This is a genomic window from Pseudomonas sp. 13B_2.1_Bac1 (genome assembly GCF_025466155.1).
GTDB classification, from domain to species: domain Bacteria; phylum Pseudomonadota; class Gammaproteobacteria; order Pseudomonadales; family Pseudomonadaceae; genus Aquipseudomonas; species Aquipseudomonas aylmerensis.
The window spans coordinates 38,430-58,258 of record NZ_JANLOH010000049.1 but is presented as its reverse complement, the minus strand read 5'-3'; the positions used below and the strand labels follow the sequence as shown (position 1 = coordinate 58,258).

At 61.2% G+C, this 19,829-nt stretch carries 21 protein-coding genes and 1 pseudogene; 15 read left to right on the top strand and 7 right to left on the bottom strand.

Going from position 1 to position 19,829, the window contains the following annotated elements; genetic code table 11:
* Positions 1-70 precede the first annotated feature (70 nt).
* Positions 71-226 carry a 50S ribosomal protein L33 gene (gene rpmG, locus NTD80_RS11375; protein ID WP_003176906.1) on the bottom strand — a complete coding sequence of 52 codons (156 nt, stop codon included), beginning with the start codon at positions 224-226 and terminating at the stop codon, positions 71-73.
* A gap of 11 nt (positions 227-237) precedes the next feature.
* A complete protein-coding gene (gene rpmB / locus NTD80_RS11370; RefSeq protein WP_003176907.1) occupies positions 238-471 on the bottom strand; it encodes a 50S ribosomal protein L28 in 234 nt (77 codons plus the stop codon).
* A gap of 458 nt (positions 472-929) precedes the next feature.
* Between rpmB and NTD80_RS11365 the strand changes: the two genes are divergently transcribed.
* Positions 930-2,522 (top strand): ABC transporter substrate-binding protein, encoded by a 1,593-nt coding sequence (locus NTD80_RS11365; RefSeq protein WP_262133627.1) that lies wholly within the window; start codon positions 930-932, stop codon positions 2,520-2,522.
* Positions 2,523-2,623: 101 nt separating this feature from the next.
* On the opposite strand, the gene radC is transcribed toward NTD80_RS11365, so the two are convergent.
* The gene (radC, locus tag NTD80_RS11360; protein ID WP_065902483.1) at positions 2,624-3,298 is read right to left on the bottom strand and encodes a RadC family protein; all 675 of its coding nucleotides are present in this window, start codon (positions 3,296-3,298) and stop codon (positions 2,624-2,626) included.
* Between the two features lie 154 nt (positions 3,299-3,452).
* Here radC and coaBC point away from each other — a divergent pair, with 154 nt between their 5' ends.
* From coaBC to argB, 4 genes and pseudogenes are all read left to right on the top strand, one after another.
* Positions 3,453-4,661, top strand: a complete 1,209-nt coding sequence (coaBC, locus tag NTD80_RS11355) for a bifunctional phosphopantothenoylcysteine decarboxylase/phosphopantothenate--cysteine ligase CoaBC (RefSeq protein ID WP_010207499.1) — start codon at positions 3,453-3,455, stop codon at positions 4,659-4,661.
* A 5-nt stretch (positions 4,662-4,666) separates the two neighbouring features.
* Complete coding sequence (gene dut / locus NTD80_RS11350) at positions 4,667-5,122, top strand: dUTP diphosphatase (RefSeq protein WP_065902484.1); 456 nt, start codon at positions 4,667-4,669, stop codon at positions 5,120-5,122.
* A 241-nt stretch (positions 5,123-5,363) separates the two neighbouring features.
* A pseudogene (locus NTD80_RS11345) lies at positions 5,364-6,785 on the top strand (phosphomannomutase/phosphoglucomutase); the annotation flags it as partial.
* Positions 6,786-6,804: 19 nt separating this feature from the next.
* Positions 6,805-7,710, top strand: coding sequence for an acetylglutamate kinase (gene argB, locus NTD80_RS11340; protein ID WP_065902486.1), 906 nt, complete (start codon positions 6,805-6,807; stop codon positions 7,708-7,710).
* A 200-nt stretch (positions 7,711-7,910) separates the two neighbouring features.
* Here argB and pyrE read toward each other — a convergent pair whose 3' ends face one another.
* The gene (gene pyrE, locus NTD80_RS11335; RefSeq protein ID WP_106802290.1) at positions 7,911-8,555 is read right to left on the bottom strand and encodes an orotate phosphoribosyltransferase; all 645 of its coding nucleotides are present in this window, start codon (positions 8,553-8,555) and stop codon (positions 7,911-7,913) included.
* Between the two features lie 82 nt (positions 8,556-8,637).
* Between pyrE and NTD80_RS11330 the strand changes: the two genes are divergently transcribed.
* Positions 8,638-9,417, top strand: a complete 780-nt coding sequence (locus NTD80_RS11330) for an exodeoxyribonuclease III (RefSeq protein WP_003195493.1) — start codon at positions 8,638-8,640, stop codon at positions 9,415-9,417.
* 58 nt (positions 9,418-9,475) lie between these two features.
* Here the strand turns inward: NTD80_RS11330 and NTD80_RS11325 are convergent, their stop codons facing one another.
* Both NTD80_RS11325 and rph read right to left on the bottom strand, forming a co-directional pair.
* Positions 9,476-9,844, bottom strand: a complete 369-nt coding sequence (locus tag NTD80_RS11325) for a DUF4870 domain-containing protein (protein ID WP_106802289.1) — start codon at positions 9,842-9,844, stop codon at positions 9,476-9,478.
* 22 nt (positions 9,845-9,866) lie between these two features.
* Positions 9,867-10,589, bottom strand: a complete 723-nt coding sequence (gene rph, locus NTD80_RS11320) for a ribonuclease PH (RefSeq protein ID WP_010207511.1) — start codon at positions 10,587-10,589, stop codon at positions 9,867-9,869.
* Between the two features lie 227 nt (positions 10,590-10,816).
* Between rph and NTD80_RS11315 the strand changes: the two genes are divergently transcribed.
* The 6 genes from NTD80_RS11315 to NTD80_RS11290 all read left to right on the top strand — a co-directional run bounded on the left by NTD80_RS11315 (position 10,817) and on the right by NTD80_RS11290 (position 16,112).
* Positions 10,817-11,680 carry a YicC/YloC family endoribonuclease gene (locus NTD80_RS11315; protein WP_262133620.1) on the top strand — a complete coding sequence of 288 codons (864 nt, stop codon included), beginning with the start codon at positions 10,817-10,819 and terminating at the stop codon, positions 11,678-11,680.
* A 10-nt stretch (positions 11,681-11,690) separates the two neighbouring features.
* Complete coding sequence (gene gmk / locus NTD80_RS11310) at positions 11,691-12,311, top strand: guanylate kinase (RefSeq protein WP_010168203.1); 621 nt, start codon at positions 11,691-11,693, stop codon at positions 12,309-12,311.
* Positions 12,312-12,478: 167 nt separating this feature from the next.
* Positions 12,479-12,742, top strand: a complete 264-nt coding sequence (rpoZ, locus tag NTD80_RS11305) for a DNA-directed RNA polymerase subunit omega (RefSeq protein WP_003176920.1) — start codon at positions 12,479-12,481, stop codon at positions 12,740-12,742.
* Positions 12,743-12,802: 60 nt separating this feature from the next.
* Entirely contained in the window at positions 12,803-14,908 is a 2,106-nt protein-coding gene (gene spoT / locus NTD80_RS11300; protein ID WP_065902493.1) for a bifunctional GTP diphosphokinase/guanosine-3',5'-bis pyrophosphate 3'-pyrophosphohydrolase, read from the top strand.
* 24 nt (positions 14,909-14,932) lie between these two features.
* Positions 14,933-15,313 (top strand): RidA family protein, encoded by a 381-nt coding sequence (locus tag NTD80_RS11295; RefSeq protein WP_003176922.1) that lies wholly within the window; start codon positions 14,933-14,935, stop codon positions 15,311-15,313.
* A gap of 55 nt (positions 15,314-15,368) precedes the next feature.
* A complete protein-coding gene (locus tag NTD80_RS11290) occupies positions 15,369-16,112 on the top strand; it encodes a hypothetical protein (RefSeq protein ID WP_065902495.1) in 744 nt (247 codons plus the stop codon).
* Between the two features lie 309 nt (positions 16,113-16,421).
* Here NTD80_RS11290 and NTD80_RS11285 read toward each other — a convergent pair whose 3' ends face one another.
* A complete protein-coding gene (locus tag NTD80_RS11285; protein WP_262133617.1) occupies positions 16,422-17,273 on the bottom strand; it encodes an SDR family oxidoreductase in 852 nt (283 codons plus the stop codon).
* 188 nt (positions 17,274-17,461) lie between these two features.
* Between NTD80_RS11285 and exbB the strand changes: the two genes are divergently transcribed.
* Genes exbB through NTD80_RS11270 form a run of 3 tightly spaced genes read left to right on the top strand, consistent with a single transcriptional unit; the run spans position 17,462 to position 19,614 of the window.
* A complete protein-coding gene (exbB, locus tag NTD80_RS11280) occupies positions 17,462-18,436 on the top strand; it encodes a tonB-system energizer ExbB (RefSeq protein ID WP_106802287.1) in 975 nt (324 codons plus the stop codon).
* Positions 18,437-18,442: 6 nt separating this feature from the next.
* Positions 18,443-18,868: a TonB system transport protein ExbD gene (gene exbD, locus NTD80_RS11275; protein WP_003195519.1), complete on the top strand. Its 426-nt coding sequence runs from the start codon at positions 18,443-18,445 to the stop codon at positions 18,866-18,868.
* The gene (locus NTD80_RS11270) at positions 18,865-19,614 is read left to right on the top strand and encodes a TonB family protein (RefSeq protein WP_262133614.1); all 750 of its coding nucleotides are present in this window, start codon (positions 18,865-18,867) and stop codon (positions 19,612-19,614) included. Before exbD ends, NTD80_RS11270 begins: the two co-directional genes overlap by 4 nt.
* Positions 19,615-19,829: the final 215 nt, after the last annotated feature.

Here is a 19,829-nt window from a genome sequence, read left to right as displayed (position 1 = left end):
TCAGGCAAATCCGAGGCAAAAAAAAGCCCGTATCGTGAGATACGGGCTTTTTCACAAGGAGGAAAATCAATTACTTGATTTTGCCTTCTTTGTAGATCACGTGCTTGCGAACGCGCGGGTCGAACATTTTCTTTTCGAGCTTGTCCGGGGTAGTACGCTTGTTCTTGTCGGTAGTGTAGAAGTGACCAGTACCGGCGCTAGAGATCATTCGAATCAATTCACGCATGATAGAGCTCCTTAGATCTTGCCAGCGGCGCGGATTTCGGCCAGCACGACAGTAATGCCACGCTTGTCGATGATGCGCATGCCTTTGGCGGATACACGCAGGCGTACAAAACGTTTCTCTTCTTCAACCCAGAAGCGGTGATGCTGCAGGTTCGGCAGGAAACGACGACGGGTTTTGTTATTTGCGTGGGAAATGTTATTCCCAGTCACCGGACCCTTACCGGTAACTTGACAGACTCTCGACATGCCTCAGCCCTCTAAAACCACATGCCCAACCCGGCATGGGTTGGCCGCTTAATCTCTCAGTCATTTGGCGCCAGGCGCCGCGTTTCTTTAGGGTCTTACCGGCTACACCTACAAGCGAAGGAACCGGGCCCCTAGAAAAGAGCGCTGCTTTATACCAGAAAGACCCCAGTGCAACAACAGCCCGTGTGTTTTTCACGGCGTAAATCTCGGCGACAGACGCCCGAACCGTTGCCAGGAGGGGCCGCTGCAACAGCCGACCGCTCGTCGCACAGAATGATTTACAGCGGCATTGCGCGCGGCAAAGCGCACGACGAAACGCGCTGAGGCGCCATCAAAACAGCATTTGAGGCAAAAGCACAGGCAAAAATGGGCTAGTCATTTATCCGGCAGACCACTACGGTAGGACTTTTCCAGACTGCACTCGCAGATGGGCCTTCGATCTGCAAAGGAAACCGAACATGCGCCTCGCTGCCCTACCGCTATTGCTAGCCCCTCTATTTATCGCGCCGCTGGCATCTGCCGCCAGCAACCTGAGCGTCTGCACCGAGGCCAGCCCCGAAGGGTTCGATGTGGTGCAATACAACTCGTTGACCACCACCAACGCTTCGGCCGACGTGCTGATGAACCGCCTGGTGGACTACGACGCCGCCAGCGGCAAACTGGTGCCCAGCCTGGCGGACAGCTGGGAAGTCTCGCCAGACGGGCTGACCTACACGTTCAAGCTGCACCCGGAGGTGAAATTCCATCGCACCGACTACTTCACCCCAAGCCGCACACTGACCGCCGAAGACGTGCGTTTCAGCTTCGAACGCATGCTCGACCCGGCCAACCCATGGCACCAGATCGCCCAGAGCGGTTTCCCGCATGCGCAGTCCCTGCAATTGCCCACCCTGGTCAAGAAGATCGACGCCCTCGACCCGCTGACCGTGCGCTTTACCCTGGACCACGCCGACTCCACCTTCCTCGCCGCCCTGAGCATGGGCTTTGCCTCTATCTACCCGGCCGAATACGCCGACAAACTGCTCAAGGCCGGCACCCCGGAAAAACTAAACAGCCAGCCAATCGGTACCGGCCCGTTTATCTTCAGCCGTTTCCAGAAAGACGCCGTGGTGCGCTACAAGGCCAACCCGGACTACTTCGCCGGCAAACCGGCTGTGGATAACTTGATCTTCGCCATTACCCCTGACGCCAACGTGCGCCTGCAGAAATTGCATCGCGATGAATGCCAGATCGCCCTGTCGCCCAAGCCCCTGGATGTCGGCGAGGCCGAGAAGGACCCCGCACTCAAGGTAGAAAAGACTGCCGCGTTCATGACCGCCTTCGTCGCCATCAACAGCCAGCACCCACCACTGGACAAGCCCGAAGTGCGCCAGGCGATCAACCTGGCCTTCGACAAGGCCAGCTACCTCAAGGCCGTGTTTGAGGGCACCGCCGAAGCCGCCAACGGCCCCTACCCGCCCAACACCTGGAGCTACGCCAAGGACCTGCCGGGTTATCCACAGGACCTCGCCAAGGCCAAGGCACTGCTGGACCGCGCCGGCCTCAAGGACGGCTTCAAGACCACGATCTGGACACGCCCCACCGGCAGCCTGCTGAACCCCAACCCTAACCTCGGCGCGCAATTGCTGCAGGCTGACCTGGCCAAGGTCGGCATCCAGGCCGAGATTCGCGTGATCGAATGGGGCGAATTGATTCGCCGCGCCAAGGCCGGCGAGCACGACCTGCTGTTCATGGGCTGGGCCGGCGACAACGGCGACCCGGATAACTTCCTGACCCCGCAGTTCTCGTGCGCGGCGGTAAAATCCGGCACCAACTTCGCCCGTTACTGCGACCCGGCGCTGGACAAGCTGATCAGCGCCGGCAAGACCACCAACGAGCAAGGCGTGCGCAGCAAGCTGTATCAGCAGGCCCAGGCACAGATCCAGCAGCAGGCACTGTGGCTACCGCTGGCATACCCGACGGCGTTTGCCCTGGCGCGCAAGAACGTCGAGGGATACCAGGTGAGCCCGTTCGGGCGCCAGGATTTCTCCAAGGTCAGCGTGAAACCTTGACCATCCTCTTGTAGAAGCCGAGTTGCCGACGATGGCGTCCGTTAAATCCCTGGTGATTTTGCGGATGTCATCGCCAGCACGCCGGCTCCTGCTGAAAGCCCTTACATCCATCCATATTCGGCCATCGACAGTGGGTCACCATCGCCCACGATGATGTGATCCAGCACCCGCACATCCACCACTTCCAGGGCTTTTTGCAGCAGCTTGGTCAATTTTCGATCAGCCGCGCTGGGCTCCACGCTCCCCGATGGATGGTTGTGGCACAAGATCAAGGCCGCAGCGTTGTACGCCAAGGCGCGCTTCACCACCTGCCGGGGATAAACGGTCGCGGCGTCGATAGTGCCCTGGGACAGCGCCTCGAAACCCAGCACCCGGTGCTTTGAATCCAGGAACAGGCAGCCGAAGATCTCGTGGGGTTCATGGCGCAACAGGGCCTTGAGGTAATCGCGCACCGCCACCGGATTTTCCAACACCGAGTCGCTGCGCAGCCGCTCGGCCAGATGCCGTCGGGACATTTCCAGCACGGCCTGCAATTGCGCAAACTTCGCCGGGCCGAGGCCCAGATGCTGACTGAACAGCGTCTGGCTGGCTTCCAGCAGCGGGCGCAGGCCGCCAAATTGCGCCAACAGATGGCGCGCCAGGTCCACTGCACTCCTGCCGGAAACCCCGGTCCGCAGGAAGATTGCTAGCAACTCGGCGTCGGACAGACTCGCCGCCCCCCACTCCAGAAGTTTCTCCCGCGGCCGTTCTGCCAATGGCCAATCGCGAATACTCATCTCACCTCCCTCTCCCTGTGCGCCACATGTACGCCGCTGTTGCACGGCAGGCGCTGTGTTATCGTAGGCCCTCTTTTTTGCATGCGATTTCACCTGGGGAGGGGGCATCGCACGCGTCACTGAACTGGCATCACTGAACTGGAAAGGCAAACCAATGCAGCGTCTGTATCGGAAACGCATCGTTCTCGGCGTCGGCGGCGGCATTGCCGCCTACAAGAGCGCAGAGCTGGTCCGCCGGCTCCTGGACCAGGGCGCCGAAGTGCGCGTGGTCATGACCCGCGGCGGCAGTGAGTTCATCACCCCGCTGACCATGCAGGCCTTGTCCGGGCACCCGGTTCACCTGGACCTGCTGGACCCGGCGGCCGAAGCTGCCATGGGCCATATCGAGCTGGCCAAATGGGCCGACCTGGTACTGATCGCCCCGGCCACTGCCGACCTGATCGCCCGCCTGGCCCAGGGCATCGCCGATGACCTGCTGACCACCCTGGTATTGGCCACCGACGCCACCGTCGCCATCGCCCCAGCCATGAACCAGGCCATGTGGCGCGACCCGGCCACCCAAGCCAATACTCAACTCCTGCAAAGCCGTGGCCTCAAGGTGTTCGGCCCGGCCTCCGGCAGCCAGGCCTGCGGCGACGTCGGCATGGGCCGCATGCTCGAAGCCACTGACCTGGCGCTGTGCGCCGCCGAGTGCTTTCAGCACCTGGCCCTGACCGGCAAGCACGTGCTGATCACCGCCGGCCCGACCCAGGAAAACATCGACCCGGTGCGCTACATCACCAACCATAGCTCAGGAAAAATGGGCTTCGCATTGGCCGAAGCCGCGGTCGAGGCAGGCGCACGCGTCACCCTGATCACCGGCCCGGTGCATTTGCCGACCCCCGATCGCGTCACGCGAATCGACGTAGTCAGCGCGCGGGACATGCTGGCGGCCTGCGAGGCGGCTATTCCCTGTGATTTGTTTATCGCGTCCGCTGCGGTTGCAGACTACCGCCCGGAAGTCGTCGCCCCGCAAAAGCTCAAGAAAGACCCTACGAGCGGCGACGGCCTGCTCCTGCAAATGGTGCGTAACCCGGACATCCTGGCCACCATCGCCACGCGTGCGGACCGTCCGTTCAGCGTCGGCTTTGCCGCCGAGACCGAGCACCTGCTGGACTACGCCGCACGCAAACTGAAAGACAAAAACCTCGACCTGATCGTTGCCAATGATGTCGCCAACCCGAGCATCGGCTTCAACAGCGAGGAAAATGCCATCAGCGTGATCGACCGCGAGTTGCACGCCACCGTTTTCGCCCAGACCAGCAAGGGCAAGATTGCCCGCCAACTGATCTCTTTTATCGCCCAACGGCTGAACCAGGTTTAATTTCCATGCACGCTTTGCAAGCCAAGATCCTCGACCCACGCATCGGCACCGACTTCCCACTGCCGGCTTATGCCACCCCGGGCTCCGCCGGCCTGGACCTGCGCGCCATGCTCAAGGAAGACACCGTCCTCGAGCCGGGCCAGACCATCCTGATTCCCACCGGCCTGTCGATCTACGTCGGCGACCCAGGCCTGGCGGCGCTGATCCTGCCGCGTTCCGGCCTGGGCCACAAACACGGGATCGTGCTGGGTAACCTGGTGGGCCTGATCGACTCCGACTACCAGGGCGAGCTGATGGTGTCGTGCTGGAACCGTGGCCAGACCGCGTTCAACATCGCAGTCGGCGAGCGCATTGCCCAACTGGTGCTGGTGCCCGTGGTGCAGGCGCATTTCGAACTGGTTGAGCAATTCGATGAAACACAACGTGGCGCAGGGGGGTTTGGGCATTCCGGCAGTCACTGACTAAGCTGATTCTGGCCGGGCGTCACTGCCCGGCTCGACGCCCACCGCAAGGCTTTTCAGGACGAAGAATGCGCGGACTTAATCATCAAGATTTCCCCTTTGAAATCAATGCATTACAGCGCGTAACAGTCGGATCGCAAGCGCCGATGGCATTTTTGCACCACGAACTCTCTGCCGAAAACACCGTCATACCCTTCAGTTTGAGCCTGCCGGTCCGCCACTTTAAGGCCAGCCTTGCCCCCTTCAGATGGAGTTTCCCCCCGCGATGAGTACCGCAGCCCGAGTAGCCCCGACATTCCCCGACAGCATCTTTCGCGCCTATGACATCCGTGGCGTGGTGCCCAAGACCCTGACCGCCGAAACCGCCTACTGGATCGGCCGCGCCATCGGCTCCCAGAGCCAGGCCCAGGGTGAGCCCAATGTTTCGGTCGGCCGTGACGGTCGCCTGTCCGGCCCGGAGCTGGTGGAGCAACTGATCCAGGGCCTGGCCGACAGCGGCTGCCATGTCAGCGACGTCGGCCTGGTGCCTACGCCTGCGCTGTACTACGCCGCCAACGTGCTGGCCGGCAAGTCCGGCGTGATGCTGACCGGGAGCCATAACCCGTCTGACTACAACGGTTTCAAAATCGTCATCGCGGGCGACACCCTCGCCAACGAACAGATCCAGGCCTTGCATCAGCGCCTGAAGACCAACGACCTGACCAGCGGCAAAGGCAGCATCACCCGGGTCGACATCCTCCAGCGCTACTCCGATGAAATCACCCGCGACGTCAAACTCGCGCGCCGCCTGAAAGTCGTGGTGGACTGCGGCAACGGTGCAGCCGGCGTGATCGCCCCGCAACTGCTCGAAGCCCTGAACTGCGAAGTGATCCCGCTGTTCTGCGATGTCGACGGCCACTTCCCCAACCACCACCCGGACCCCGGCAAGCCTGAAAACCTGGTCGACCTGATCGCCAAGGTCAAGGAAACCGGCGCCGACGTCGGCCTGGCCTTCGACGGCGACGGCGACCGCGTGGGCGTGGTGACCGAAACCGGCGAGATCGTGTTCCCGGACCGCCTGCTGATGCTGTTCGCCCGTGACGTGGTGGCGCGCAATCCCAACGCCGAGATCATTTTCGACGTCAAGTGCACCCGCCGTCTCACCCCGCTGATCAAGGAATATGGCGGCCGCCCGCTAATGTGGAAGACCGGTCACTCGTTGATCAAAAAGAAAATGAAGGAAACCGGCGCCCTGTTGGCCGGCGAAATGAGCGGTCACGTATTCTTCAAGGAACGCTGGTTCGGCTTTGACGACGGCATTTACAGTGCTGCGCGCCTGCTGGAGATCCTCAGCAAGGAAAAATCCACCGCGCAAGGGCTGTTTGAGACCTTCCCGAACGATATTTCTACGCCAGAGATCAATATCCATGTGACCGAGGAGAGCAAATTCAGCATCATTGACGCACTGCACGATGCGCAATGGGGTGAAGGCGCCAACCTGACCACCATTGATGGTGTGCGAGTCGATTACGCCAAAGGCTGGGGCCTGGTGCGCGCATCCAACACCACACCGGTGCTGGTGTTGCGCTTCGAGGCGGATACCGAGGCTGAGTTGCAGCGCATCAAGGACGTGTTCCACGCCCAGTTGAAACGTGTTGCCCCTGATCTCCAATTACCGTTCTGATTTTTTACCGGAGCCCTGAATGACCCTCGAACGCGAAGCCGCTGCCAATACTGCCAAGGTCCTGTCCGAAGCGTTGCCTTACATCCGACGCTATGTCGGCAAGACGCTGGTGATCAAGTACGGCGGCAATGCCATGGAAAGCGACGAGCTGAAAACCGGCTTTGCCCGCGACATCGTGTTGATGAAAGCCGTGGGGATCAACCCGGTAGTGGTCCACGGCGGCGGCCCGCAAATCGGCGACCTGCTCAAGCGCTTGTCGATCGAGAGTCACTTCATCGATGGCATGCGTGTCACTGACGCGCAGACCATGGACGTGGTGGAGATGGTCCTCGGTGGCCAGGTCAACAAGGACATCGTCAACCTGATCAACCGCCACGGCGGCAGCGCCATCGGCCTGACCGGCAAGGACGCGGAGCTGATCCGCGCGAAAAAACTGACGGTGACCCGCCAGACGCCGGAAATGACCCAGCCGGAAATCATCGACATCGGCCAAGTGGGCGAAGTGATCGGCATCAACACCGACCTGCTGAACCTGCTGGTCAAGGGCGACTTCATTCCGGTGATCGCACCGATCGGTGTGGGCGCCAATGGCGAGTCCTACAACATCAACGCCGACCTGGTAGCCGGTAAAGTGGCAGAGGCACTCAAGGCTGAAAAGCTGATGCTGCTGACCAACATCGCCGGCCTGCTGGATAAGGAAGGCAAGGTATTGACCGGCCTGACCACCCAACAGGTCGACGACCTGATCGCTGACGGCACCATCTACGGCGGCATGCTGCCGAAGATCCGCTGCGCACTGGAAGCGGTGCAAGGCGGCGTGGGCAGCTCGTTGATCATCGATGGCCGGGTTCCGAACGCGGTACTGCTGGAAATCTTCACCGATACCGGAATGGGCACGCTGATCAGCAACCGCAAGCGTCCTTAAGCAAAAACAAAAAAGCCCCGCTCAATCGAATTGAGCGGGGCTTTTTTATGCATGCGATCGCAATCCAACTGCTAAATGCATCCCCCTGTGGGAGCGGGCTTGCTCGCGAAAGCGGTCTGTCAGTGACACATGCGCTAACTGACCTGACGCTTTCGCGAGCAAGCCCGCTCCCACACAAGCCAGCTCCTATAGGCCCGGTATCAGACGCCGTATTGCTCGCGGTACGCACGTACAGCCGGCAGATGCTGCTTGAGCTGTGGATCATCTTCCAGGAACTGCAGCACCTGGTTCAGCGACACGATGCTGACCACGGGAATGCCGAAATCACGTTCCACTTCCTGGATTGCCGACAACTCACCGTTGCCGCGTTCCTGGCGGTTCAGCGCGATCAGCACACCCGCGGCCTTGGCGCCGTCCTGGGAAGCGATGATCTGCATCACTTCACGGATCGCAGTACCAGCGGTGATCACGTCGTCGATGATCAGCACGTCGCCTTTGAGCGCAGCCCCGACGAGGCTGCCGCCTTCGCCATGAGCCTTGGCTTCTTTGCGATTGAAGCACCACGGCAGATCCAGCTCATGATGTTCAGCCAACGCCACGGCGGTCGCGGCCGCCAGGGGAATGCCCTTATAGGCCGGGCCAAACAGCACGTCGAAGGAAATGCCGCTGTCAACGATGGCTGCCGCGTAGAAACGACCCAGCTGAGCCAGGGCCGAACCCGAGTTGAACAAGCCCGCGTTGAAGAAGTACGGGCTGGTGCGCCCGGACTTCAGGGTGAACTCACCGAAGCGCAAAACCCCGCGATCGATGGCAAAACGAATGAAATCGCGTTGATACGCCTGCATGAAAAAAGCCTCAGATACCACGGATTTAGCTAATTAGGTAGACGGCGTGTATCATACACGCACGCGATTTTTGGGGCCATTTATGCGGATCATCAGTGTGAACGTTAATGGTATTCAGGCTGCAGTCGAGCGTGGTTTGCTCAGTTGGCTGCAAGCCCAGAATGCCGACGTCATCTGCCTGCAGGATACCCGCGCCTCCGCCTTTGAACTGGACGACCCAGCCTTCCAACTGGATGGCTACTTCCTTTATGCCTGCGATGCCGAAGTGCCCACCCAAGGTGGCGTGGCTTTGTATTCGCGGTTGCAACCCAAGGCGGTCATCAGCGGCCTCGGCTTCGAGACAGCCGACCGCTACGGGCGCTACCTGCAAGCCGATTTCGACAAGGTCAGCATCGCGACCTTGCTGCTTCCTTCGGGGCAGAACGGCGATGAAGACTTGAACCAGAAGTTCAAGCTAATGGACGATTTCGCCCGTTACCTGGATAAACAGCGACGCAAACGTCGCGAGTACATTTATTGTGGCTCGCTGTACGTGGCGCAACAGAAGCTGGATATCAAGAACTGGCGCGACAGCCAGCAATCCCCGGGCTTCCTGGCGCCGGAACGGGCCTGGATGGACGAGATTGTCGGCAACATGGGCTATGTGGATGCCCTGCGCGAAGTCAGTCGCGAAGGCGACCAGTACAGTTGGTGGCCGGACAACGAACAGGCGGAGATGCTCAACCTGGGTTGGCGTTTCGACTATCAGTTGCTGACTCCGGGCCTGCGTCGATTCGTGCGCAGTGCACGCTTGCCGCGCCAGCCGCGCTTCTCGCAGCACGCGCCACTGATCGTGGACTACGACTGGACACTGACCATCTGAGGTCTTTTGCCAGGCACAAAAAAACCGACATCACTGTCGGTTTTTTTGTGGGCGCTCATTATTTGATCACACGCCAGGTCAAGGGGTAGCGATAGACGATCCCCTTGTTGGCCTTGATGCTGCCAATGATGGTCAGCACCACGGTGGCGATCGCCAGGGCAAACATCAGGAAAAACCCGACCACCGCGAAGGCCAGCACGATGCAGGCTATCCAGGCGATGGCCACGGTGATCTGGAAGTTCAAGGCTTCCTTGCCCTGGTCATCAATGAACGGGTCCACTTCCTTCTTCATCTGCCACAGGATCAGCGGCCCGACGACGCTGCCGAAGGGGAACACAAACCCGAGAAACGCCGCGAGATGGCACAGCATTGCCGCCTGGCGCACTTCGTAGGAAGGCGTGGGCACCAGCATCTGGTTGTCATTCATGGCGCTTCTCCTTGAGGCGGGTTCAGTCAGCCAAGGCGGCGTTCTGCAGTTCGAAGATTTCGGTCATGCCTTTCTGGGCCAGGGCGAGCATGGCGTTCAGGTCGGCCGGCTGGAATGGCGCACCTTCGGCGGTGCCCTGCACTTCGATGAAACCACCGGTGCTGGTCATGACCACGTTCAGGTCGGTCTCGGCGGCCGAGTCTTCCAGGTAGTCCAGGTCCAGCACTGGCTCGCCCTGGTACATGCCCACCGAGACAGCGGCAATCATCTGCTTGAGCGGGTCGCCGGCTTTCAGGCCGCCGCGCTTCTTGATCACTTTCAGCGCATCGACCAGGGCCACCATGGCGCCGGTGATGGACGCGGTACGGGTACCGCCGTCGGCCTGGATCACGTCGCAATCGACGTAGAGGGTCACGTCGCCCAGCTTGGACATGTCCAGGGCGGCGCGCAGCGAGCGACCGATCAGGCGCTGGATTTCCAGGGTACGCCCGCCTTGCTTGCCACGGCTGGCTTCACGCTGGTTACGCTCGCCAGTGGCGCGCGGCAGCATGCCGTATTCGGCAGTCAACCAGCCCTGGCCCTGGCCCTTGAGGAAACGTGGTACGCCATTTTCGACGCTGACGGTGCAGATCACCTTGGTATCGCCAAACTCGACCAGTACGGATCCCTCGGCGTGTTTGGTGTAGTTGCGGGTGATGCGGATCGAGCGGAGCTGATCGGCAGCGCGACCACTTGGACGTTTCATAGGGGATACCTGTACTGAGGACGAAAAACTGCCGAGCATTATAGAGCCGCGAGCCGATTCGGGGCACTTCTTAAAATTCGGTTACGAATGGGCGGTTTGTCATGCTTTGTTAACGCCAGCGTTTGGGGCCTCCCACGCCGTTGCGCTACACTCCTGCGCCTTCGCAGCCGGTCGGCTGCAACCCATCCACCAGCCCGTTATGCGGGACTGCATCGCGAGGTACCTCCATGGTGCACAGCATGACCGCCTTCGCCCGCGTCGAAAAAGCCGGCGTACAAGGCACCCTGAGCTGGGAACTGCGCTCGGTCAACAGCCGTTACCTGGAACCGCACCTGCGCCTGCCCGAATCATTTCGCGACCTCGAAGGGGCCGTGCGTGAAGCGCTGCGCCAGGGCATCTCCCGCGGCAAGCTGGAATGCACCCTGCGCTTCACCGAGGAAACCACCGGCAAGCCGCTGCAGGTCGACCGCGAGCGCGCTGCGCAACTGGTTGCCGCTGCCGAAACCATCGCCAGCCTGATCAAGCAGCCGGCCGCGCTCAACCCCCTGGAAGTGCTGGCGTGGCCTGGCGTGCTGGTGGCCGACGCCACCGATCCGCAAGCCCTCAATGCCGAAGCCCTTGCCCTGTTCAACCAGGGTCTGAAGGAGCTCAAGGCTGGCCGCGAACGCGAAGGCGCCGAACTGGCCCGCCTGATCAACGAGCGCCTGACCTCGATCGAAGCAGACGTGGTGACCCTGCGCGAACTGGTGCCACAGATGCTTGCCACCCAGCGCCAGAAGGTCCTCGACCGCTTCACCGACATGAAGGCAGACCTGGACCCGGTTCGCCTGGAACAGGAAATGGTGCTGCTCGCGCAAAAAAGCGACGTCGCCGAAGAACTGGACCGCCTGAGCACCCACATCCTCGAAGTGCGCCGCGTCCTCAAGTCCGGCGGTGCCGCCGGTCGGCGCCTGGACTTCCTGATGCAGGAACTCAACCGCGAAGCCAATACACTGGGCTCCAAGGCATTCGATCCGCGCAGCACGCAGGCAGCGGTCAACCTCAAGGTGTTGATCGAGCAGATGCGCGAACAAGTACAGAATATTGAGTAAGGCAACCTCCATGACCCACAGTACCGGCACCCTCTACATCATTTCCGCCCCCTCGGGCGCGGGCAAAAGCAGCCTGGTCAAGGCCCTGACCGACGCCGACGAGCAGATCCGCATTTCGGTCTCCCACACCACCCGTGCCATGCGCCCGGGCGAAGTGAACGGCGTGCACTATCACTTCGTCGAGCGCACCGAGTTCGTCAAGATGATCGAGCACGGCGACTTCCTCGAGCGCGCCGAAGTGTTCGGCAACCTCTATGGCACCTCGCAAAGCCACCTGCAGCAGACCCTGGATGAAGGCCACGACCTGATCCTGGAAATCGACTGGCAGGGCGCCGAGCAAGTGCGCCAACTGATGCCCAAGGCGCGCTCGATCTTCATCCTGCCGCCGTCGCTTGAGGCTTTGCACCAGCGCCTGACCAACCGTGGCCAGGACAGCGACGAGATCATCGAAGGCCGCATGCGTGAAGCCGTCAGCGAAATGAGCCACTACGTCGACTACGACTATCTGATCATCAACGACGATTTTGCCCACGCGCTGGATGATTTGAAGGCGATTTTCCGCACCAATCAACTCCAGCAAAAGCGCCAACAGCAACGTTTCGGCAAATTACTCGCCGAACTGCTCGGCTGAATGGCTCTTCCCAAAACCGCTGCAAGGGCTTTACATTGGCACTTGTAGCGGTTTTGCGAGGACGCGGGAAAAATCAGCGCTTCCCTAAACGCTGGTGATTTTTTAAACTGTTTAGTCCGCTCGCCCAACCGGGCAGCGCGCATCTTGCATTCGCTCCGAGGAATACCATGGCCCGCGTAACCGTTGAAGACTGCCTAGAACACGTGGATAACCGCTTTGAGCTGGTCATGCTCTCTACCAAGCGTGCCCGTCAACTGGCCACTGGCGGCAAAGAGCCCCTGGTCCAGTGGGAAAACGACAAGCCTACCGTTGTAGCGCTGCGTGAAATCGCTGAAGGCCTGATGAGCTACGAGTTCATCGCCAACGCCGAAATCGTTGAAGACGAACCGCTGTTTGCAGCGTTCGAGGACGAGTCCAACGAGGCCGTCTAAGCCTATGCCTGGTCGACGTAGCACGGCGCAGGGTCACAGCCAACGGCAGGAGCCATTCCTATGCCGAGCATAGACGCCCTCGCCGATCGCTTATCGACCTACCTCGGCCCAGACCAGGTCAACCTGGTCCGCCGAGCGTATTTCTACGCCGAACAAGCCCACGACGGCCAACGCCGCCGCAGCGGCGAGGCGTATGTCACCCATCCCCTTGCGGTGGCAAATATTCTTGCCGACATGCACATGGACCATCAGAGCCTGATGGCCGCGATGCTGCATGACGTGATCGAAGACACCGGCATTGCCAAGGAAGCGCTCAGCGCGCAATTTGGCGAAACCGTGGCCGAACTGGTCGACGGGGTCAGCAAACTGACCCAGATGAACTTCGAGACCAAGGCCGAAGCCCAGGCGGAAAACTTCCAGAAGATGGCCATGGCCATGGCCCGGGACATCCGGGTGATCCTGGTCAAGCTGGCCGACCGGCTGCACAACATGCGCACGCTGGAAGTGCTGTCCGGCGAAAAGCGCCGGCGCATCGCCAAGGAAACCCTGGAAATCTACGCGCCCATCGCCAACCGGCTGGGCATGCACGCCATTCGTATCGAGTTCGAAGACCTCGGCTTCAAGGCCATGCACCCGATGCGCTCGGCGCGCATTTACCAGGCGGTCAAGCGCGCCCGGGGCAACCGCAAGGAAATCGTCAACAAGATCGAAGAGTCGCTGAGCCATTGCCTGGCGATCGACGAGATCGAAGGCGAAGTCAGCGGCCGGCAGAAACACATCTATGGCATCTACAAGAAGATGCGCGGCAAGCGCCGGGCCTTCAACGAGATCATGGATGTGTACGCGTTCCGGATCATCGTCGACAAGGTCGACACCTGCTACCGCGTGCTCGGCGCTGTACATAATTTGTACAAACCCCTGCCGGGGCGCTTCAAGGACTACATCGCGATTCCCAAGGCCAACGGCTACCAGTCGCTGCATACCACGCTGTTCGGTATGCACGGAGTGCCGATCGAGATCCAGATCCGCACCCGCGAAATGGAAGAGATGGCCAACAACGGCATTGCCGCCCATTGGCTGTACAAGTCCACCGGCGACGAGCAGCCAAAAGGCACGCATGCCCGCGCCCGCCAGTGGGTAAAGGGCGTGCTGGAGATGCAGCAACGTGCTGGCAACTCCCTGGAATTCATCGAAAGCGTGAAGATCGACCTGTTCCCGGACGAGGTCTACGTGTTCACGCCAAAAGGCCGGATCATGGAGCTGCCCAAAGGCTCCACGGCTGTCGACTTTGCCTACGCGGTGCATACCGACGTGGGCAACAGCTGCATTGCCTGTCGGATCAATCGTCGTCTCGCGCCGCTGTCCGAACCGCTGCAAAGCGGCTCCACGGTCGAGATCGTCAGCGCTCCAGGCGCTCGCCCGAACCCGGCCTGGCTCAATTTCGTGGTCACCGGCAAGGCGCGTACGCATATTCGCCACGCCCTGAAACTGCAACGCCGTTCCGAATCCATCAGCCTCGGCGAACGCCTGCTGAACAAAGTGCTCAACGGTTTCGACAGCGCCCTGGACAAGATTCCTGCAGAGCGCGTGCAAGCGATGCTGCATGAGTATCGCCAGGAAACCATCGAAGACCTGCTGGAAGATATCGGCCTGGGTAACCGCATGGCCTACGTGGTCGCCCGCCGCCTGCTCGGCGAAGGCGAACAGCTCCCAAGCCCGGAAGGCCCACTGGCGATTCGCGGCACCGAGGGCCTGGTGCTCAGCTACGCCAAGTGCTGTACGCCGATCCCGGGCGACCCGATTGTCGGCCACCTGTCGGCGGGCAAAGGCATGGTGGTGCACCTGGACAACTGCCGCAATATCAGCGAAATCCGCCACAACCCGGAAAAATGCATCCAGCTCTCTTGGGCCAAGGATGTCACCGGCGAATTCAATGTCGAGCTGCGGGTAGAGCTGGAGCACCAGCGTGGCCTGATCGCCCTGCTGGCCAGCAGCGTCAACGCGGCCGACGGCAATATCGAGAAAATCAGCATGGACGAGCGTGATGGTCGCATCAGCGTGGTCCAACTGGTGGTCAGCGTGCACGACCGCGTGCACCTGGCCCGCGTGATCAAGAAACTGCGCGCCTTGACCGGTGTGATCCGCATCACCCGTATGCGTGCATAACCCACCTCTTACAAGGAGTCACTCATGACCAAGACCGTTATCACCAGCGACAAGGCCCCGGCCGCCATCGGCACCTACTCCCAGGCCATCAAGGCGGGCAACACCGTCTACATGTCCGGCCAGATCCCGCTGGACCCAAAGACCATGGAACTGGTTGAAGGCTTCGAAGCACAGACTGTACAGGTCTTCGAAAACCTCAAGTCGGTGGCCGAGGCGGCTGGCGGTTCGTTCAAGGACATCGTCAAGCTGAACATCTTCCTCACCGACCTGAGCCACTTCGCCAAGGTCAACGAGATCATGGGCAAGTACTTCGAACAGCCGTACCCAGCCCGCGCCGCCATTGGCGTTGCCGCCCTGCCAAAGGGTGCGCAGGTTGAGATGGACGCGATCCTGGTCATCGAGTAAAACACCCGGCGCAGCTTCCCCAGCTGCGCCGACTTCGTTTCAGAAGGATTTCATGATGCGCAAAGCGCTTGTAGCCCTATCAACGCTCGCCCTGTTGCTCGGCGGCTGCGCCAGCAACCCTGCCGATGTGGATGTGAGCGGTACCTGGATCAACCAGGCCGCCATCGACGCGGCGTCCAAGGGCGGCCCTTTGCGTGAAGCGCTGCAAAGCTACGGCCCGAACCTTGAGTGGGAAATCAACACCAAGGCTTCGCAGGCGCGCTACTACAACGGTTTCGAAGTCGCCGAGGGCAAGTTGCTCGGCGAAAAATCCGGTGCCTGGAGCGTGGACTTCTACGGCAGCTCCGCGACCGAACTCAAGCGCAAAGGCAAGCAATTGCTGCAGGTGGCCAACGATAACGAGCCCGAGCAACTGTTCGCCCGCGCCAAAGACCCGGCCCCGGAGGGTGCGCCCCTGGGCGCCAACTTCGAGCGGGCACTGTATGCGGCCTACATGGGCGGCGACTGGAAGATCACGGACGGCTTCGGCAACGGCGCCATCGTGCAGTTCCAGGCCAACGGCAAGGTCGCGGGCCTGCCCAATGTGGATCAGTACTCACTGTGCCTGGCGGGCGATTGCGCCTCCATGAGCGGCGGCTACGACAGTATCTGGCTGCAGCTCAACGGCCAGGGCAACCCGTGGATCTTCGTGCGCAAGGGCAAGCAGCTGGAAATCTTCCAGGCCATCAACACTGCCCAGACAGACGAAGTGCCCTCGTTCACCCCAGGCCCTCGCCAGTGGTTGCTGGAAAAGCAATAAGTGGCCGAGCGCTGAACTGAATGCAGGAGCGGGCTTGCTCGCGAAAGCGGTGCGTCAGAAACATATTCAGTGACTGACACTGCGCATTCGCGAGCAAGCCCGCTCCCACATTTTCACCGCGTTTCAATCCTCGAGGATCGCCGCGTAGCCTCTCGGTAAGTCGGCTTCCAGCCCTGCGCATTGGCTGGAGCACCGCGGCCCCGATGTGGGAGCTGGCTTGCCTGCGATAGCGGTTTACCAGTCACCCGCTTTGCTGGATGTGCCACCGTCATCGCAGGCAAGCCAGAGTCCACATTCTCTGGCCGTGTTTCAGCCTTTGAGAATCGACGCGTAGCCTTCTCGATAGGTTGGGTAGGCCGGCTTCCAGCCCAGCGCCTTGGCGCGGGCATTGCTGCACTGCTTGCTGCCGGCACGACGCACACTGGCGTCGGCGGCCCACTCGGTCACGCCCAGGTATTCACGCAACCAGCCCACCACTTCCGCCAATGGCGCAGGCGCGTCGTCGACGCCGATGTAGACCTTGTCCAGCGAACCGCCCTGCTCCACGTGCCGCAGCAAAAAAGCCAACAGGCCCGCGGCATCGTCCGCGTGAATCCGGTTGCCATATAAAGGCGGGTCGATCGCCACGCGGTAACCCTGCCGGACCTGGCTCAACAGCCACTCACGGCCCGGGCCGTAGATGCCGGTCAGGCGCACGATGCTGGCGGGGATACCGCTGTTGAGCGCGACTTGCTCGGCCTCCAGCATTACCTGGCCGGAATAGCCCTTCGCCTGGGTCTCGGATGTTTCGTCGACCCACTCGCCGTTCTGCTGCCCGTAGACGCTGCTGCTGGACACAAACAGCAGGTGTTTCGGCACCTGGCCGTAGTCGCCCAGCCACTCCAGCACGTGCTGCAAACCTTGTACGTAGGCTGCGCGATAGCCGGCCTCATCGTGATCCGTTGCGGCGGCGCAATACACCAGGTAATCCACCCCGCCGATCGGCCAGGTGTCAGGGCAATCCTTTTTGAACAGGTCGCCGGCGATGCCGATCACCCCGTCGGGCAGGCGTGAAATATCACGTCGCAGGCCATAAACCTCCCATTCCGAGGCAAGCAATTGGCTAGCCAGCCGACTACCCACATCGCCACAACCGGCAATCACAACAGAAGGCGCAGACATCAGAAAACTCCGTACAGAAAGGTCTAGGTTAGCCTTCACACATGACAGGCGGCCACAAAAAGGACAAATAAAGTAACTGTATTACTTCTGTTAACAAGAATTACTTGCAATAATAACCGCCCATTTGTCCTCGGCCCCCAGGCCTGGAAGGACGCTCAACTCATTTTCTTTACTCAGGTCCGGCCAGCATGACACGTAATACAAACCCCGCTTCGCCAACCAAGCTTCACAGCCCATCCCGCGCCTGGCGCGCGATTGCTGCGCTGCTGTTCAGCGTACTGCTGGCACCGACCGCCGCATTCGCTGACGCCACCGCACCCGCCACGACCCCGGCAGCCGAGCACAGCACGGCTGCTCCAGCCGCTGCGCCAGCCGCCACCGACCCGGCCCAGGCTGCAGATCCAGCCGCTCCCGCTGACGATACCGGTGTGGTCCTGGAAGAAGACAACACCCTGGGCATGGCCCACGACTTGTCGCCGTGGGGCATGTACCAGAACGCTGACGTGGTGGTGAAAGCCGTGATGATCGGCCTGGCCATCGCCTCGATCATCACCTGGACCATCTGGATCGCCAAGGGCTTCGAGCTGCTGGGCGCCAAGCGTCGCCTGCGCACCGAGATCGTCCACCTGAAGAAAGCCACCACCCTCAAGGAAGCCAGCGAGACGGCAACCAAGAAGGGCACCCTGGCCAACACCCTGGTGCACGACGCGCTGGAAGAAATGCGCCTGTCGGCCAACACCCGCGAAAAAGAAGGTATCAAGGAGCGCGTGGCCTTCCGCCTGGAGCGCCTGGTAGCCGCCTGCGGTCGTAACATGAGCAGCGGCACCGGCGTGCTGGCGACCATCGGTTCCACCGCGCCTTTCGTCGGCCTGTTCGGTACCGTATGGGGCATCATGAACAGCTTCATCGGCATCGCCAAAACCCAGACCACCAACCTCGCCGTCGTTGCCCCGGGCATCGCCGAAGCCCTGCTGGCAACCGCCCTGGGCCTGGTTGCGGCAATTCCTGCGGTGGTGATCTACAACGTCTTCGCCCGTTCGATCGCCGGCTACAAGGCCCAGGTGTCGGACGCGTCGGCAGAAGTCCTGCTGCTGGTCAGCCGCGACCTCGATCACCTGCCTACCGAGCGCAGCTCGCAACCGCACATGGTGAAAGTGGGGTAATCGGCCATGGGCCTGCATTTGAATCAAGGCGACGACGAACTCGTCGAGAACCACGAAATCAACGTCACGCCATTTATCGACGTGATGCTGGTGCTGCTGATCATCTTCATGGTGGCAGCACCGTTGGCCACCGTGGACATCAAGGTTGACCTGCCCGCCTCCAGCGCCAAGCCGGCGCCGCGGCCAGAGAAACCGATCTTCCTCAGCGTCAAGGCGGACCAACGCCTGTTCCTGGGCGAAGAAGAAGTCAAGGCTGAAACCCTGGGGCCGGTGCTCGACGCCAAGACCCAAGGCAAGAAAGACACGACGATCTTCTTCCAGGCTGACAAGGGCGTGGACTACGGCGACCTGATGAGCGTGATGGATGCCCTGCGGGCAGCCGGCTACCTCAAGGTGGGCCTGGTCGGACTCGAGACGGCAGCCAAAAAATGATCACGACGCGCCACAAACTGACGCGTTATGGCACCAGCCTCGCCGTCGTGCTGGGCGTGCATGCCGTCGCGATTGCCATCGCGCTCCACTGGTCGGCGCCGCATACCGTGCAGTTGCCACCGGCCGCCATGGTCATCGACCTGTCACCGATGCCTGCACCGCCGCCGCCGGCTCCGCCCAAAGTCGTAACGCCGCCGCAACCACCGGCGCCGGTGGAAGAGCTGCCGCTGCCGAAACTGGCCGAGGCACCCAAGCCGACGATCCAGGTGCCCAAGCCGGTCAAGCCCAAGCCCAAGCCACAACCGCCCAAGCCGGTGGAGAAAAAGCCCGAGCCGCCCAAGGAGAAACCGTCCGAAGAGCCGCCGAGCGACGCTCCGCCGACCAACGCGCCGGCTGAGAAATCGGCCCAGCCGGTTCCAGGCCCGTCGCCGCAGCAAGTCGCGGCCAAGGCGTCCTGGGAAGGCACCTTGCTGGCTCACTTGCAGAAATACAAGAAGTACCCGCCAGGTGCCCAGGCGCGTGGCAAGGAAGGCCTGAACCGCTTGCGCTTTGTGGTCGACGCCGACGGCAATGTGCTGTCCTACGAGTTGGTGGGCCGCTCCGGCAACGCCGACCTGGACCGCGCCACCCTGGACATGATCCGTCGTGCCCAGCCGCTGCCCAAGCCTCCGGCCGACATGCTCAAGGGCGGCAGCATCGAGATCGTTGCACCGTTCGTGTACAACATCGAGAAACGCCGCCGCTAAGGATTGCGGGAGTCAACTTGTGTGGGCGCTGGCTTGCCTGCGATAGCATCACCTCGGTGCAACGGATAGACCGAGGTGTGTGCATCGCGGGCAAGCCCAGATTGTTTTTGTCACTTCAGCAAAATCCGCCCCACTCCCCGCTCAATCCCCTCCAAAGTTCTGATAACGTGCGTCTATCGATTGCAGCCGGTATGCTTGGCTCGCAACCTCATGGA

Bases quoted from the DNA above. Each gene is read 5' to 3' on its own strand.
- NTD80_RS11325 (WP_106802289.1), bottom strand. From the start codon at position 9,844: ATGAATGACAACCAGATGCTGGTGCCCACGCCTTCCTACGAAGTGCGC.
- NTD80_RS11315 (WP_262133620.1), top strand. From the start codon at position 10,817: ATGGTGCACAGCATGACCGCCTTCGCCCGCGTCGAAAAAGCCGGCGTA.
- exbB (WP_106802287.1), top strand. From the start codon at position 17,462: ATGACACGTAATACAAACCCCGCTTCGCCAACCAAGCTTCACAGCCCA.
- gmk (WP_010168203.1), top strand. From the start codon at position 11,691: ATGACCCACAGTACCGGCACCCTCTACATCATTTCCGCCCCCTCGGGC.
- coaBC (WP_010207499.1), top strand. From the start codon at position 3,453: ATGCAGCGTCTGTATCGGAAACGCATCGTTCTCGGCGTCGGCGGCGGC.
- pyrE (WP_106802290.1), bottom strand. From the start codon at position 8,555: ATGCAGGCGTATCAACGCGATTTCATTCGTTTTGCCATCGATCGCGGG.
- NTD80_RS11295 (WP_003176922.1), top strand. From the start codon at position 14,933: ATGACCAAGACCGTTATCACCAGCGACAAGGCCCCGGCCGCCATCGGC.
- exbD (WP_003195519.1), top strand. From the start codon at position 18,443: ATGGGCCTGCATTTGAATCAAGGCGACGACGAACTCGTCGAGAACCAC.
- rpmB (WP_003176907.1), bottom strand. From the start codon at position 471: ATGTCGAGAGTCTGTCAAGTTACCGGTAAGGGTCCGGTGACTGGGAAT.
- NTD80_RS11330 (WP_003195493.1), top strand. From the start codon at position 8,638: ATGCGGATCATCAGTGTGAACGTTAATGGTATTCAGGCTGCAGTCGAG.
- radC (WP_065902483.1), bottom strand. From the start codon at position 3,298: ATGAGTATTCGCGATTGGCCATTGGCAGAACGGCCGCGGGAGAAACTT.
- rpmG (WP_003176906.1), bottom strand. From the start codon at position 226: ATGCGTGAATTGATTCGAATGATCTCTAGCGCCGGTACTGGTCACTTC.
- rph (WP_010207511.1), bottom strand. From the start codon at position 10,589: ATGAAACGTCCAAGTGGTCGCGCTGCCGATCAGCTCCGCTCGATCCGC.
- NTD80_RS11285 (WP_262133617.1), bottom strand. From the start codon at position 17,273: ATGTCTGCGCCTTCTGTTGTGATTGCCGGTTGTGGCGATGTGGGTAGT.
- rpoZ (WP_003176920.1), top strand. From the start codon at position 12,479: ATGGCCCGCGTAACCGTTGAAGACTGCCTAGAACACGTGGATAACCGC.
- argB (WP_065902486.1), top strand. From the start codon at position 6,805: ATGACCCTCGAACGCGAAGCCGCTGCCAATACTGCCAAGGTCCTGTCC.
- spoT (WP_065902493.1), top strand. From the start codon at position 12,803: ATGCCGAGCATAGACGCCCTCGCCGATCGCTTATCGACCTACCTCGGC.
- NTD80_RS11290 (WP_065902495.1), top strand. From the start codon at position 15,369: ATGCGCAAAGCGCTTGTAGCCCTATCAACGCTCGCCCTGTTGCTCGGC.
- dut (WP_065902484.1), top strand. From the start codon at position 4,667: ATGCACGCTTTGCAAGCCAAGATCCTCGACCCACGCATCGGCACCGAC.
- NTD80_RS11270 (WP_262133614.1), top strand. From the start codon at position 18,865: ATGATCACGACGCGCCACAAACTGACGCGTTATGGCACCAGCCTCGCC.
- NTD80_RS11365 (WP_262133627.1), top strand. From the start codon at position 930: ATGCGCCTCGCTGCCCTACCGCTATTGCTAGCCCCTCTATTTATCGCG.